The sequence below is a fragment of the Sphingomonas glacialis genome, from assembly GCF_006439055.1.
Classification (GTDB): domain Bacteria; phylum Pseudomonadota; class Alphaproteobacteria; order Sphingomonadales; family Sphingomonadaceae; genus Sphingomonas; species Sphingomonas glacialis_A.
Genome location: NZ_RCZC01000002.1, coordinates 925,013 through 940,880 on the forward strand (window position 1 = coordinate 925,013; position 15,868 = coordinate 940,880).

Below are 15,868 nucleotides of genomic sequence, written 5' to 3' on the forward strand. Positions count from 1 at the left end.
GTTTCAGTATGTTAGGTCTGGGCATCGTTTCATATGGCATGCACCGGTAATACCTAGAATAATCGAGGCGACCTAAGGCGACGCGACGATATACGGCATGTCAGATGCAAGTGGAGCCGGCAGGCAAACCTGTCGTTCTCGCCCCTCACTATTCCTCGATGGTATTGCCGTCGTCGCTCCCCTCGTCGGCCGAATCAAGACGAGCCGTCAGTGCATCGAACGCGAAATCGTTCTTCGTGGACAAGCCAGCTCTTGGCGGGCCCGTGAATCCCAGGGCGATCTCATCCTCTGTATTGAGAACAAGACGCCACCGTATCCGGTTATCCGGCGACTTTTCTGAGAACGCGCGAGAGTTGCTCTACCGAATAGGGCTTGTGCAGCAGCTCGAAGCCATGGGTACCGTCCTGCGCCAGCACGTTGCTGTATCCTGACGTCAAAACGACGGGCAGTTCCGGATAGCTTGAACGGATCTCCTTCCCCAGTTCGATGCCGTTCATGCCCGGCATCACGACATCAGAAAACACGATGTCGAACCGAGCTGCGTCCTTGGCCAATTCTGCCAACGCCTCTTTGGCATCCCCGGCCCAAATTGTTTCATAGCCCAATTCGGCAAGGGATTGGGTCGTGAACGTTCCGACCTCTCGATTGTCCTCGACGACGAGGACGCAGGTGCCATGACCTTCGGTCAGCGTTTCATGCTCGGGCTTAGCGACCGCTTTGGCCGCTTCCTCAGCGCGCGGCAGATACAAAGTGAATGTCGTCCCGGACCCAAGCTGGCTCTCGACGATAATGTCGCCGTCGGACTGCTTGGCAAAACCAAACACCTGGCTTAGCCCGAGCCCAGTCCCCTGGCCGACGCCCTTGGTCGTGAAAAACGGCTCGAAAATGCGTTCCAGTTTTTCCGGCGCTATCCCCGACCCAGTGTCCGTCATCGAGATTGCGACATACTCGCCTTCGACGGGCGGGTGCGAGCGGACCGCCGGAATACAGGAAGCGGGCCGTACCGCGATATCAATGCGCCCCTCCCCGTCCATCGCATCACGTGCGTTCACGGCCATGTTGACCAGCGCGGTATCGAGTTGGCTTGGATCGACATTGGTGAAACAGGCAATTTCGGGCAGATCGATGCCGATCGCGATCCGCGATCCAGTCAATGTTCCCAGCATATCGGAAATCACACGGAGGCTCTGGCCGACATCGATGACTTCCGGACGCAGCGCCTGGCGACGAGCGAACGCGAGCAGCTGCCCCGTTAGCTTGGCGGCACGATCAGCGGTATCGGATATCGCATCGATATAGCGTTCTCGGCGCTCGTCGCTGAGATCCGGTCGCTTCAACAAATCCGTCGCCGACCGAATAACGGTCAGCAGATTGTTGAAGTCGTGCGCGACTCCACCCGTCAGCTGGCCGACCGCTTCCATCTTTTGTGACTGGCGCAGCGCATCCTCGGCATGGTGCAGTTCGCTCGTCCGCGCGATGACCTGTTGCTCGAGCGACGATGCTAGCGATGCAAGCGCCTGTTCGGTTCGGCGGCGCTCGGTCGCGATACGAGTCCGTTCGGCGACCTCGCGTGCGAACATCACCTCGTCCGACCGCCAGTGCCGTTCCCAGCCGCTGCCAAGATATAGCATGGCGACCAGCTGACCGCTCTCCATGATCGGCATGTTGATGATGGCACGCGCATCGACGGCTTCGAGCATAGCGACGGTTGCCGCTGTCCGAACGTCGGTACGAGCATCGTCGATACAGACCTCCTCGCCGCGCTTGAGGTCATCGACATAGGAGCCGAAATCCCGCAGCGCGAATGTTCCCGACAGCCGCTCGACGCCCGGCGCGGTCCAATCGCGGGGAACCGTGACCCATTCGGTCGTGGCATCGATCTCGCCATAGCCGACCCTGCTTACATCAATCGTTCGTCCGATGATCGCCGCCGCCGCGAACGAGATCTCGTCCGCACACTCAGTGTCGCGAAACATGTCGCCCAATTCGACAAGCGCCGCGCGCATGTTCTCACTGCGACGCTGGTCGGTTATATCGGTAGAAACACCCGCAATGCGTAGCGCATTACCATCGGCATCGAAAAAGGGCTGACCGCGCGATCCGATCCAGCGCAATTGGTCATCTCTACGATAGTTTCGGTAGACAACATCATAGTCCGACCCGTCCTCGATGCACCGGCGAACCTCCGCAACACTGATCGCTCGGTCATCGGGATGAATGGCATCTAACCGGTCCGCGTAGGTGAAAGGCTCATCGGCTGGCCAACCGAAGATTTCCTTACACGTCTCCGACGCTGTGAGCCGTTTCGTTTCGATCTCGAGGCTCCACGTGCCAAATCGGGCTGCCTTGAGGGTGAACGCCAGTTCGCGCTCATGCTCTTGTTGCATGCGAAGCCGATCGGTGAGTTCGGCCATCAGCGATGCGTTACTGGTCTCGAGGCCTTTGAGGCGATCTCGCTCGAGGGTGACATCGACCTGGCTTGCAAAGAAATACGCCAGGACGCCTTCGGTATCGAAGACCGGCGCCATCAAAAGCCGATTCCAGAACGTCTCCCCATCCTTCCGATGATTTTGGATATCGATCTCGATCGACTCCACGCGACGAACGGCTTCGCGGATTTTCCGCACCGTTTCGGGATCAGTTTCCGGGCCTTGCAGGAAGCGACAATTCCGCCCGAGTATTTCCTCCCGATCATAGCCGCTAAGGCGACAAAACGCGTTGTTCGTGAAAACGACGGGGTTATCAGGCAGCCTGGGGTTGGTGATGATCATCGGCATTCGGGTGGCACGCACTGCCGCCACGAATGGGTCGGTTCCGAGATCCTGGCCGATCAACTCAGCCGCGATCCGCTCGGCATCGGCCGTCAATTTCGGCCCGCTCTCGACGGCGCCATCAATTACATGAGTCAAGGAGGTTACTCGTTATCTACAGCTAACGAACAATCGTCTAGGCGATGGCTATTTGGTCTGCAACGCTTCGGCATGCGCACCCAAGACGCACATTCGCGAGCCTGTGTCATGGCGGGTTGCCGGTCGAGTTCTGGCGCGCCCGAGCGATCCTGCTCCTCATCGGCGATTTGGCGCTAACGGTGATGCGCTCGTTGTCGTTCTGGATGTGCGGCAACAAGCAGTTGCGGGGTGGTCCTTTCCACCGCCCCGACTGTGATCCAGATGCTGACCCGTCGAAAGGGGGCGGAAATCGTTGTCGACCGACGTGGACGAGACGAGACTGGTAGCGACACGGGGTCACGCGACGCCCCATTTCCAAACGTTCAAGCCGGCGCCAGCGCTTCCCTAAAAGAGTCGCTCGTTCATCTTACGGTCCGCGCCTGGTTGGCAAAAACGGTCAGCGCCAGGCTTTGTAAGGCGGAAGCGCCGGCCGATGCGGACAATCAGGTCGTCGGGCGGGGCGCTGCGAACCTCGTACCGGATCTCGCTCGTGATGACGGAAAATGCGTCTACGACCAACGACCAGGTCGTCGAAGCGCGCGGCGCTCTCATCGCCATCTGACGGACGAATACGCCGCCGCCATCACGCGCTCCGAATTGCATCCGCGCGCCTGCAGTCACACTCTCCTGATTGTCGTCGTTCCCGGTCTGCGAGGCTGCGGATGCGAACAGGTCGAGCCCGCTCGTCAGACGATAAGCGAGCCCCCTCCCGCCGTGTGTCGCTCCAAACCGGCTCGACCACTTCCGCGGGCCAAGGACGCTCACATGCTGATGCGAGACCCTCTGCCTTGACGGGAGCCCGGGCGTCGATCGTGCCAAGGATACGGTGATCGCGCTATGGTGGCGAGCATCGCTCTTGCCTACCCTCTCATCAACACAGTTGCAGTATCCTCGTGCGATTTCAGATAAAGGCGCTCCCGCTAAAGATCCTGCATGCAAAAGGCAGAAAAAGGCGGACTGCTCGATCTGCATAGCAAACAAAAATCGTGACCGACCCGGGCAAATAAATACGGCGTCTTGTTCTAGCGATGGAGACGGAAGATCTACGAAGGGAGGAAGAACTCACTCCCTATTTGAGTGCAAGGGCTGCGACATGGCATTCTACGAAATATCAATCTAAGACACCAATGACCTAGACCGCTCCCCCACTCATTCCGCAAACGACAGGCCATGCGTGCGAACGAGCGACGTGACACCCGCGCGCGAAACGGCGTAGCGTCGGCGCGAGTTCGTAAGGGAAGCACCACATGACACAGCCCGTTCTGATCGCCTTGCTGGCCGGCATCGCGCTCGCCGCGCCCGCCTACGCCCAATCCGAGCAGGCGCCCATCGTGCAGACCGACACCGGCGGCGTCCGCGGCACGACGGCCGAGGGTGTCGCCAGCTGGAAGGGCATTCCCTTCGCCGCGCCGCCGGTCGGCGCGCTGCGCTGGCGCGCGCCGCAGCCGGTCGCGCCATGGCCTGGCGTGCGCGATGCGACCGCTTATGCGCATGATTGCATGCAGTTGCCTTTCCCGAGCGACGCCGCGCCGCTCGGCACGCAACCGGCAGAGGACTGCCTCTACGCCAATGTCTGGAAACCCGCTGCGGCGCGCGGCAAGCTGCCGGTGATCGTGTGGATCTATGGCGGCGGCTTCGTCAATGGCGGGGCCTCGCCGCCGACCTATGCCGGCGCGGCGCTTGCACAGCAGGGCGTGGTGTTCGTCAGCTTCAATTATCGGCTCGGGCGGTTCGGTAGCTTCGCCTTTCCACAGTTGACCAAGGCCGATCCCGATCACGGCCAGCTCGGCTCTTACGGGATCATGGATCAGATCGCAGCGTTGCGCTGGGTCAAGCGTAACGTCGCGCGCTTCGGTGGCGACACGGCGAACGTCACGATCATGGGCGAAAGCGCGGGCGGGCGCTCGGTCCATGCGCTGGTGACCTCACCGCTGGCGGCAGGCCTGTTCGCCAAGGCGGTTGTGATGTCGGGCGGCGATGCCGGCGCCGAGCCCGACCGGACGCTCGCCGCAGCCGAGCAGATCGGCGCCAATTTCGCCACGGCAAAGGGAATCGACCCCACCGCCCCCGACGCGCTAGCGAAGCTCCGCGCGCTGAGCGCCGAGCAAGTCACCGACGGCCTCAATCTGGCGCGCCGCCCGCAAGCCGGTCCAGCAACCTATGGCGGTCCCTTCCCCGACGGACGCGTGGTGGTCGACACCCACCAGGCCTATGCCGGCGGGCGCTTCGCCAAGGTGCCGATGCTGATCGGAGCCACCAGCGCCGACATCGGCGGCAAGACCGGCGCGATGATCGCCGGCGCGCGCGACGTCTCTGCAACGCTCGCCGCGGCGGGCGTTCCGGTGTGGGAATATCGCTTCTCCTATGTCGCCAGCTCGGTCGGCACGCCCGGCGCGCAGCACGCGACCGATATCCCGTTCTTCCTCGACACGACCGCGATCAAATATGGCGCGGCGACGACGCCGACCGACGTGGCGATCGGCAAGGCGATGAGCCGCGCGATCGTCGCCTTCGCCAAGACCGGTACGCCCAACGGCGCGGGGCTCCCCGACTGGCCGCGCTACGACCGCATGCGCGACACGCTGATGGACTTCGGCGCCGACGGCAACGCCATGGCGCAGCGGGATCCATGGGGTGCCGAGATCGACGCTGGGCGCGCCGCAGCGACTACGCCGGGGAAATAGCGGATCGCGACGGGGACCGGGCGCAAGCGCGCAACGCACCCGGTCACGCCGCGCGCTGCGTGGTCTCCTCGCTATAGACCGTGTTCCGCCCGGCTTCCTTCGCGCGATAAAGCAAAAGGTCCGCCGCCGCGATCGCGTCGAGCGCCAGCGCGCGCTGCGTCAGCACGATCCCCGCTGAAAAGGTGATCGGATCGAGCGCTTCGCCCGATTCGCGGATCCGGAACGCGCGGTTCTGCAGCGCGTGATTGGCGGCGGCGACGATCTCGTGCGCTTCGGCGAGCGTGACATCGTCCATCAGGATGAGGAATTCCTCGCCGCCCCACCGCGACACGACGTGCGGGGCACAGCAGCGCGCGATCGACTCGGCAACCGCCTTGATCACGCGATCGCCGACCGGATGGCCGTGCCGGTCGTTGATCGCCTTGAACCGGTCGATATCGCAAATCGCGAGCACGACCGGCGCATCGCTCGCGCCCTTGGCAAGCTCGGCCGCGAAGCCCCGGCGATTGACGAGCCCGGTCAGTGAATCGCGCAGCGCGTCGTTCTGCGCCGCGGCGACCTCGGCGTGCAACGCGTCGATCTGCTCGAGCGCGGCTACGAGATTGCGCTCGGCATCGCCCGATCGTGCGATCATCGTCGTAATCGTCCGTGCGATCGGCAGCGAATCGGCCTCGATGTGGATCAGCTCGGCACTCAGATCGCGCCCGAACTGCCCGGTGACGTTCGCCGCATCGCTGGCAAGATCGTGCAGCTGCAGCGTCTGGTGGCGCAGTCGCGCGCCGTTCGGCGTTTCCACCCCGGCGTTGGACGCGTCGGCGCTCTCACGCGGCAGGGCGTGACAGGCGCTAAGGATATAGTCGGCCTGCGCCTGGGTCAGCGTCGCGCCGCTCGTCAGGACCGCATCGATCGATCGCGCGGCCAGGCTGTCGCGATCGGTGCGATAGAGATAGCCCAGTTCGTAATTGCCGGGAGTCGGGTGGAGCGCTTGGGCGGCGAGAAACGCGAGGACGCTTGCGCCGATATCCCCGACCGGATCGCCATTCGGCGAACCCTGTGTCGCCCCCTTTTGCGCGTGCCGCACCTTCATCGTCTGCCCCGTTTCCCGCCCTGCTCTAGCAGGAACGGGTTAATAACGGATGCAGAACGATTCAAGGAATAGCCGCGGCGGTCCTTTTCTCAGTCGACCCCGTTCCCCGTGCCGAACACGTCGAGCATTTGCGGGGTCAGCCAGCCGAAATGGAAGTTGAGCATGTAGAGCGACCATAGGATCGTCGCGACGATCGTCACGCGCTTGGCGATCTTGCCAGGGTGGAATTCATGCGGCGCGCTTTCGGCCTGGCCGGGTACGCGCGCGACACCGGCTTCGTCGCTCGTCTTCACGCCGAACGGCAGCACGAAGAAGACCGAGAAAGCCCAGAACAGGAAGTAGATCGCCAGCGCCGAAGTCCACCGCATTGGTCCTGGTCCTGTCCTAGCCGCATGGTCGCCCCTGCTCTTCAGGGGAGGGGATGGGGGTGGGGAAGTGCCTCGCAGAGACCTGCGCTTACGACTTCCCCACCCCAACCCCTCCCCTGAAGGGGAGGGGCTAAGGCGTATGTCTTTACGCCTCGATCAGCAGCACGTCGACGTTCGGCTTCTTGCCGGTCCAGCGCGTCGCGACCTTGCGCGTGGCGAGGCGAATCTGCTCGCGCAGCTTGTCGCGGTCACGCCCGCCCTGCTTGGTCGCCGCGATCACCGCGCTGACGGTTTCCTCGAGGAACGGCTCGCGGTCTTCCTCGACCGGGATGCCCTGAATGCGGACCTGCGGCGTGCCGATCAGCCCGCGCGAACCGATCGCGACCGCGACCGAGATCTGGCCGTTGAGTGCCAGCTTGCGGCGCTCGTTGATCGTCTGGCCGTCACCCGGCAGAATCACGTCGCCGTCGAGCACGAGACGTCCGACCGGCGCATTGCCGATCTTGGTCGGCGCACCCGGCGCGAGCCGCACGATGTCGCCATTGGTCTGCACCAGCGCGCGCGGAACGCTTTCCGACAGGCCGAAGCGCGCATGCTCCATCAGGTGGCGCATCTCGCCATGGACCGGCATCAGGATCTCGGGCTTCATCCAGCGGTACATCTGGAGCAGCTCGGGGCGACCCGGATGGCCCGACACATGGACATGCGCCTGGCGGTCGGTGATCATGATCACGCCCTTGGCCGCGAGCTGGTTCTGGATGCGACCGATCGCGACTTCGTTGCCGGGGATCTGCTTCGACGAGAAGACGACGGTGTCGCCGGTCGCCAGGGCGATCGGGTGCTGGCCGTTGGCGACGCGCGCGAGCGCAGCGCGCTCCTCGCCCTGCCCGCCCGTGGCGACGACGAGCACCTTGTCGCGCGGCAGCCGCATCGCGGCCTCGGCATCGATCGTCTCGGGGAAATCCTTCAGATACCCCGTCGCACGCGCGACCTTGAGGATGCGGTCAAGCGAGCGGCCCTGGACGCAGAGCGACCGGCCGGTCTCGATCGCGACCTTGCCGAGCGTGTGGAGGCGCGCGGCGTTCGACGCGAACGACGTCACCATCACGCGGCCCTTGGCGCGGCTGATCACGTCCATCAGCCCCGAGAACACGTCGCTCTCCGAGCCCGAAGCGTCGTTGTTGAAGATGTTGGTCGAGTCGCAGACCAAAGCGAGGATGCCTTCCTCGCCGATCGCGGCGAGTTCGGCGGGGCTCGAGGGGTGGCCGATGACCGGGGCCGCATCGAGCTTCCAGTCGCCGGTGTGGAAGATCCGGCCGTACGGCGTGTCGATCAACAGCGCGCTCGCCTCGGGGATCGAGTGCGACATCGGCACGAAGGTCACGCCGAACGGCCCGAGGTCGAACGGCGCATTGGGCTGGATCACGCGCAGTTTGACGCGCGAGGCGTTGCCTTCTTCCTCGAGCTTGCCGCGGATCAGGCCCGCGGTGAACGGCGTCGCATAAAGCGGCACGCCGAGATCCTCGGCGAGATACGGCAGCGCGCCGATATGGTCCTCATGGCCGTGCGTCAGCACGATGCCGACCAGATCGTCGAGGCGTTCCTCGATGAACTGCAGGTCGGGCAGGATCACGTCGATGCCGGGATATTGCGGATCGGCAAAGGTGATGCCGCAATCGACCATCAGCCACTTGCCTTCGCAGCCGTAGAGATTGACGTTCATGCCGATTTCGCCCGACCCGCCAAGGGCCAGGAAGAGAAGCTCGTTCTTTGGTTTCGTCACGTAGAATCGGTACTTTCATTTCGGCCGCGCATCGCGCGTGCCTTCAGGTTTGCGCGTGTTAAGCGCGGAATTTCGTAAGAGTTGGGGAAGCGGGGCTCCGAAACGCGGCGCACACTCGCTGACTCTAGGCTCCTATATGGGCGCGATCCCACAGAATCGCCAGCCCCTGAATTGTCAGGTCGGGTTCGACCACATCGAACATCGCGGTATGCTGCTCGAACAGGATCGCCAGGCCGCCCGTCGCGACGACCTTGATCGGCCGCCCGACCTCGGCCTTCATCCGCGCGACGAGCCCCTCGATCATCGCGACATAGCCCCAGAAGATGCCGATCTGCATCTGGCTGACGGTGTCGCGGCCGATCACGCTGGCGGTCGCGGGGGCCTCGATCGCTATGCGCGGCAGCTTGGCGGCGGCGGTGACGAGCGCGTCGAGCGACAAATTGATGCCCGGCGCGATGATCCCGCCTTTGTACGCTCCGGTATAATCGACGACGTCGAGCGTCGTTGCGGTGCCGAAATCAATCACGATCAGGTCGCCGGGGTGGCGGGCATGTGCCGCGATCATCGTCACGGCCCGATCGGCGCCGACGCTCTTGGGCTCGAGCACGTCGAGCGCCATGCCCCATTCGACCGGCGGCTCGCCCGCGACGAGCGGCTCGGTGTTGAAATACTTCCGCGCGAGCGTCTGGAGGTTGTGGAGCGCACGCGGGACGACGGTGGCGATGATCACCCCGGTTACCGCCGCACGGTCATAGCCTTCGAGATTGAGCAGCTGGTGGAGCCACACCGCATATTCGTCGGCGGTCCGGCGCGGATCGGTGGCGATCCGCCAGCGTGCCTTGATCGCTTTGTCCTCGAGCAATGCGAAGACGATGTTGGTGTTGCCGGCATCGATCGCGAGCAGCATGGGCAGAGCCTTGTACGAACGGATGGGAAGCTAGATCAGAAACACGTCGCCGGCGTGAATGACACGGCTGCCGCCGTCCGCCAAGCGCAGGATGAGCGCGCCGTCGCCGTCGAGCCCGCCAAACAGGCCGTCGATCGCCTGGCCGTCGGGCAGCCGCGCGGTGAGCGCGGTGCCAACCGGGTGCGCGCGCTCGAGCCAGCGCGTGCGGATCGGCGCGAGGCCCTGCCCGCGCCAGATGGCGAGCCAGCGGGCAAAGGCTTCGGCGAGCGTTTCAGCGAAGTCGGCGGGGTCGGGTGTTGCGCCGTGGTCGGCGAGGCTGGTGGCGAGACGATCAGTGTCGTCGGGGTGATGCGCGAGGTTAACGCCGATCCCGACGATCACTGCGTCCCCGGAGCGTTCGAGCAGAATGCCCGAAAGCTTCGCGCCGTCCAGAAGAAGGTCGTTGGGCCATTTGATCCACATCGTCGCCCCGGCGGAGGCCGGGGCCGCTGGCGCATCGCGCGCACCGGCCGGTGCGCGTCCCAACGCAGCGGCCCCGGCCTTCGCCGGGGCGACGGTATTCGTCAGATAGACGCGAACCACCTCTTCCAAGGCAATCGCAGCAACCAAAGCCAGTGTAGCCGCCGCCGGATCCCCAGCGCGCACCCGCACCACCGTAGACCCGTAGAAATTCCCGACCGGCGAGGCCCAGACCCGCCCCTGCCGACCACGCCCGCCACTCTGCCGCTCGGCCCGCAGCCACAGCCCCTCCTCGGCGCCCGCAGCGGCGAGGAGGAGCATGTCAGCGTTCGTAGACCCCGTCTCGGCGACGGTGCGGATCATCGCCGTCAGAACAGCGCCTTCGCCGCGAACATCGTCGCCACGCCGAGCGGTGCGAGCAGCAGCCACCCGATCGGCGACACGAACACCGCCGACACCGCGATCACCGCGCTCTCGACCGGCGTCGCACGGCCCGAATAGGCCTCGGCCGGATCGTCGAAATACATCACCTTGATGACGCGCAGATAATAATAGGCGCCGATCACCGATGCGACGAAGCCGACCACCGCCAGCGGATAGAGCCCCGCATTCACCGCCGCGGTGAACACCGCCAGCTTGGCGTTGAAGCCGAGCAGCGGCGGAATGCCCGCGAGCGAGAACATGAAGATCGCCATCGCCAGCGCCAGACCCGGCCGCGAGCGCGACAGGCCAGCCAGGCTCGCCAGCGTCTCGACCGGCTGGCCCTCGGCGTCCTTCATCTGCAGGACGACGACGAAGCTGCCGAGCGTCATCACGACATAGACGGTGAGGTAGAACAGCACCGAAGCGACGCCCTCCTGCGTGCCGGCGGCAAGACCGACGAGCAGGAAGCCCACATTGTTGATCGACGAATACGCGAGCAGCCGCTTGACGTTGGTCTGGCCGATCGCCGCAACCGCGCCGAAGATGATTGACGCGAGCGCTGCGAAGATCACGATCTGGCGCCACTGGTCGGTCGCCGGGCCCATCGCCTCGATCGCGACGCGCACCGCGAGCGCGACCGCCGCAACCTTCGGCGCCGAAGCGAAGAAGGTCGTAACCGGGGTCGGCGCGCCTTCGTACACGTCGGGCGTCCACATGTGGAACGGCACTGCGCTCATCTTGAAGGCAAGACCCGCAAACACGAAAACCAAGCCGAAGGTCAGTCCAAGCGAATGGCCCGCGCCATACGCCGTCGCGATCGACGAGAAGAGCGTCGTGCCGCTGAAGCCGTACACCAGGCTGATACCGTAGAGCAGGATCCCGCTCGCCAGCGCGCCGAGCACGAAATACTTGAGGCCCGCTTCAGCCGACCGCGTGTCGCGCCGCATGAAGCTCGCCAGCACATAGGCCGCGAGGCTCTGCAGCTCGAGACCGACATAGAGCGTCAGCAGATCGCCCGCCGACACCATCATGCCCATGCCTGCTGCCGACAGCAGGATCAGCACCGGATATTCGGGACGCAGATCGTCCCCGCGCCCCTGCGCGAAGAAGCGCGGCGCGATCAGGATCGCAACCGCCGAGGCGACGTAGATCAGCACCTTGGCGTAAGCCGCAAAGGCATCGGCGCGGTACAGACCTTCGAACGCAGCGCCACCCTTGGACGCCGGCCCGAGCAGCGCCAGCCCGGCGCCGATCAGCACCGCGACCGAGGCCCACGACACCAGCCGGGTCGAGCCCTGCCCGCCCCAGGCGGACACCAGCATCAGAGCAATCGCACCTGCCGCGAGCACCAGTTCGGGCAGCGTCATCAACAGCGAAGCGTTCATGGCCGTGCCTCCGCATGTGCCGCGGGTGTGGCCGGAGCCTTGCCCGGCGTCGGCAGCGAGTCACCCTTGGGCGTCGCGCGTGCGATCCGTGCCTCGAGCGTCGCGACATCGCTGCGCATCGGGGCGAGGAAGCTCTCGGGGTAGACGCCCATCCACAGAGCGACCGCAGCGATCGGTGCAAGCAATGCCATTTCGCGCAGGCTGATGTCCTTCATCGCACGGACGTCGTCATGGACGATCTCGCCGAAGACGACACGGCGGTAGAGGTAGAGCATGTAGGCGGCACCCAGGATGATGCCCGTCGTGCAGAGCAAGGTGGCAATGGTGGAAACGCGGTAGGTCCCGGCGAGCGAGAGGAACTCACCGACGAAGCCGCTAGTCCCCGGCAGGCCGATCGAGGCCATCGTGAAGAACAGGAACAGCAAGGCGTAGCGCGGCATGTTGATCGCCAGACCACCATAGCGCGAGATCTCGCGGGTATGCAGCCGGTCATAGATCACGCCGACGCACAGGAACAAGGCCGCCGAGACGAGGCCATGCGACAGCATGACGATCATCGCGCCCTCGATGCCCTGCCGGTTGAAGGCGAACAGGCCGATCGTCACGATCGCCATATGCGCGACCGACGAATAGGCGATCAGCTTCTTCATGTCGGACTGCACCAACGCGACGAGCGAGGTGTAGATCACCGCCACGGCCGACAGCGCTAGGATCAGCCAGGTCAGCTGTGCCGACGCTTCGGGGAACATCGGCAGCGAGAAGCGCAGAAAGCCGTATCCGCCGAGCTTGAGCAACACGCCCGCCAGGATCACCGACCCTGCGGTCGGCGCCTGGACGTGCGCGTCGGGAAGCCAGGTGTGGAACGGCCACATCGGCATCTTGACGGCGAACGAGGCGAAGAAGGCGAGCCACAGCCAGGTCTGCACCTGCACCGGGAAATCTGTGTTGAGCAGCGTCGGAATGTCCGAGGTGCCGGCGAAATTCACCATCCACAGCATCGCGACGAGCATCAGCAGCGAGCCGAGCAGCGTGTAGAGGAAGAATTTGTACGACGCGTAGATCCGGTTCGCACCGCCCCAGATGCCGATGATCAGGTACATCGGGATCAGGCCGGCTTCGAAGAAGATGTAGAACAGGAACAGGTCCTGCGCCGCGAAGGTGCCGATCATCAGCACTTCGGTGATCAGGAACGCGGCCATATATTCCTGGACGCGCTTCTCGATCGCGACCCAGCTCGCGCCGATGCAGATCGGCATCAGGAAGACGCTGAGCATGACCAGCAGAAGCGCAAAGCCGTCTAGGCCGAGCTTCCAGCTGAACACGCCGAGGCTGCCGGCATTCTCGACGAACTGCCACTGCGGCCCGCCGATGTCGAAGGTCGACCACAGACCGATCCCGAGCACGAAATCGATCAGCGTCGCGATCAGCGCGATCCAGCGTGCGCCCTGCGCACTGACGAAGAGGCACGCGACCGCCGCAAGCGCGGGGATGGCGAGCATCACGGAGAGGATGGGGAAGCCGGTCATTATATCCCCGTCACCCCGGCGAAGGCCGGGGTCGCTGCGTTGGTGTGTCCGGCGTCAGCCACTTGCGGCTGGCCGGCCCCGGCCTGCGGGGTCCCCAAAAAGTAATACTTTTTGGGGTGCCCCGGCGCCGGGGCGACGAATGAGAGGCGCGCGCTCATCGCGTGATCGCCCAGGTGACGGCGCCGGTCAGACCGAGCAACATGACAAAGGCATAAGTGTAGACATATCCAGTTTGCAGCTTTCCAGCGACGCGCGAGCCTTGCGACACGACCCAGGCCGAGCCGTTGGGGCCGAGCCGGTCGATCGTCTTCTCGTCACCGCGGTGCCAGAAGAAGCGGCCGATGGCGAAAGCGGGTTTGACGAAGAGCAGATTGTAGAGCTCGTCGAAATACCATTTGTTGAGCAGGAAGTCGTAGACCGGGGCATAGGTCTCGGCGAGCTTCCGCGGCGCGTGTGGCGAGCGGATGTAGAAGATGTAGGCGCCGAGCAACCCGGTCAGCATCGCGATCGACGCCGACAGTTTCACACCCAGCGGCACTTCGTGCATCGCGTGCATCAGATGCTCGCGGAACGCGATCGCGCCGTGCCAATATTCCTCGCCCGCGGTCGGCTCGATGAAATAGCCGTGGAACACGAAGCCCGCAGCGATCGCGCCGATCGACAGGATGATCAGCGGCAGCAGGATCGGGAACGGGCTCTCATGCGGATGATAGCCGCCCGTGCCGTCGCCATGCGTGGTGAACACCGGATGCGCCTGGACGACGTGGCCGTGATCGTGACCATGCGGCTCGCTGCCCTGCCCTTCCTCGGCGGCTTCGCCGTGGTGCGCATGCGCTGCGGTCGTACCGTGATCGTCGTGACCGGCGTCATGGCCGTGGCCATGCGCGTCGTGGATCGCGTGCTGGATATGCTCGGACTGCTCCCAGCGCGGCTTGCCCCAGAAGGTCAGGAACATCAGGCGCCACGAGTAGAAGCTCGTCAGCAGAGCGACGATGATCCCGACGATCGACGCGCCATGCTGGCCCGAAGCCCATGCCGCCTCGATGATCGCATCCTTCGAATGGAAGCCCGCAAAACCGATCGCGAGCGGGTTGCCGAACACGGCCGGAATCCCGACGCCGGTGATCGCCAGCGTGCCCATCATCATCCCCCAGAAGGTTACGGGGATGCTTTTCCGCAGGCCGCCATAATAGCGCATGTCCTGCTCGTGATGCATCGAGTGGATCACCGAACCGGCGCCAAGGAACAGCAAAGCCTTGAAGAAGGCGTGCGTGAAGAGGTGGAACATCGCGGCGCCATAAGCACCACAGCCAGCAGCGAAGAACATGTAGCCCAGCTGCGAGCAGGTCGAATAGGCGATGACGCGCTTGATGTCGGTCTGCACCAGCCCGACCGTCGCTGCGAACAGGCACGTTGCGGCACCCACCGTCATCACGACGGTCAGCGCGAACGGCGAGGTTTCGAACATCGGCGACAGGCGGCACACCATGAACACGCCCGCGGTGACCATCGTCGCCGCGTGGATCAGCGCCGACACCGGGGTCGGGCCTTCCATCGCGTCGGGCAACCAGGTGTGGAGCCCGAGCTGCGCCGACTTGCCCATCGCGCCGACGAACAGCAGCAGGCAGAGCACCGTCATCGTATCGAAGCGGCCGCCGAAGAAGCCGATCGTCGATCCGGCCATCCCCGGCGCGAGCCGCAGGATCTCGGGGATCGAGACGGTGTTGAACACCAGATAGGTGCCGAAGATGCCGAGCATGAAGCCGAGATCGCCGACGCGGTTGACGACGAACGCCTTGATCGCTGCGGCGTTGGCGCTGGGTTTCCGGAACCAGAAACCGATCAGGAGGTAGGATGCGAGACCCACGCCTTCCCAGCCGAAGAACATCTGGACGAGGTTGTCGGCGGTCACGAGCATCAGCATCGCGAAGGTGAACAGCGAAAGGTACGCGAAGAACCGCGGCTGGTCGGGGTCCTCCTCCATATAGCCCCAGCTATACAGATGGACGAGCGCCGAGACCGACGTGACGACGACGAGCATCACCGCGGTCAGCGCGTCGACACGCAGCGACCAGTCGATCCGCATGTCGCCCGAATGGATCCAGTCGAGCACCGGCGTGACGGTCACCTCGCCGCCGCTGAGATACGGGATGAACACCATCCAGCTCAGGATCGCGGCGATGAACAGCGCAGCCGTTGTGACGACCTTCGGCAGGATCGCGCCGAAGCTCTTGTTCGCGAAGCCCGCGACGATCGCCGCGAGCAGCGGCAGGAAGACGATGAAGAGGATCACGAAAT

At 64.3% G+C, this 15,868-nt stretch carries 10 protein-coding genes; 1 reads left to right on the forward strand and 9 read right to left on the reverse strand.

The genetic code is table 11. The features are described 5' to 3' along the window. Nucleotides 1-320: 320 nt before the first annotated feature. Nucleotides 321-2,909 carry a PAS domain-containing protein gene (locus EAH76_RS08245; RefSeq protein WP_241659603.1) on the reverse strand — a complete coding sequence of 863 codons (2,589 nt, stop codon included), beginning with the start codon at nt 2,907-2,909 and terminating at the stop codon, nt 321-323. 1,286 nt (nt 2,910-4,195) lie between these two features. On the opposite strand from EAH76_RS08245, the gene EAH76_RS08250 reads away from it, so the two are divergent. Further along, entirely contained in the window at nt 4,196-5,632 is a 1,437-nt protein-coding gene (locus EAH76_RS08250; RefSeq protein ID WP_140849763.1) for a carboxylesterase/lipase family protein, read from the forward strand. Nucleotides 5,633-5,675: 43 nt separating this feature from the next. Here the strand turns inward: EAH76_RS08250 and EAH76_RS08255 are convergent, their stop codons facing one another. The 8 genes from EAH76_RS08255 to nuoL form a co-directional block, all read right to left on the reverse strand. Next, on the reverse strand, nt 5,676-6,719 hold the full coding sequence (locus EAH76_RS08255; protein WP_140849764.1) for a GGDEF domain-containing protein: 1,044 nt from the start codon (nt 6,717-6,719) through the stop codon (nt 5,676-5,678). Nucleotides 6,720-6,808: 89 nt separating this feature from the next. Further along, nucleotides 6,809-7,087: a DUF1467 family protein gene (locus tag EAH76_RS08260; protein ID WP_140849765.1), complete on the reverse strand. Its 279-nt coding sequence runs from the start codon at nt 7,085-7,087 to the stop codon at nt 6,809-6,811. Between the two features lie 145 nt (nt 7,088-7,232). Continuing rightward, the gene (locus tag EAH76_RS08265; protein ID WP_140849766.1) at nt 7,233-8,870 is read right to left on the reverse strand and encodes a ribonuclease J; all 1,638 of its coding nucleotides are present in this window, start codon (nt 8,868-8,870) and stop codon (nt 7,233-7,235) included. Nucleotides 8,871-8,994: 124 nt separating this feature from the next. Next, entirely contained in the window at nt 8,995-9,777 is a 783-nt protein-coding gene (locus EAH76_RS08270) for a type III pantothenate kinase (RefSeq protein WP_140849767.1), read from the reverse strand. A gap of 30 nt (nt 9,778-9,807) precedes the next feature. Continuing rightward, nucleotides 9,808-10,599 (reverse strand): biotin--[acetyl-CoA-carboxylase] ligase, encoded by a 792-nt coding sequence (locus EAH76_RS08275; RefSeq protein ID WP_140849768.1) that lies wholly within the window; start codon nt 10,597-10,599, stop codon nt 9,808-9,810. A 5-nt stretch (nt 10,600-10,604) separates the two neighbouring features. Further along, nucleotides 10,605-12,044 (reverse strand): NADH-quinone oxidoreductase subunit NuoN, encoded by a 1,440-nt coding sequence (nuoN, locus tag EAH76_RS08280; protein ID WP_140849769.1) that lies wholly within the window; start codon nt 12,042-12,044, stop codon nt 10,605-10,607. Beyond that, nucleotides 12,041-13,570: an NADH-quinone oxidoreductase subunit M gene (locus tag EAH76_RS08285; protein ID WP_140849770.1), complete on the reverse strand. Its 1,530-nt coding sequence runs from the start codon at nt 13,568-13,570 to the stop codon at nt 12,041-12,043. Before EAH76_RS08285 ends, nuoN begins: the two co-directional genes overlap by 4 nt. Nucleotides 13,571-13,724: 154 nt before the next feature. Then, complete coding sequence (gene nuoL / locus EAH76_RS08290) at nt 13,725-15,863, reverse strand: NADH-quinone oxidoreductase subunit L (RefSeq protein ID WP_140849771.1); 2,139 nt, start codon at nt 15,861-15,863, stop codon at nt 13,725-13,727. Nucleotides 15,864-15,868: the final 5 nt, after the last annotated feature.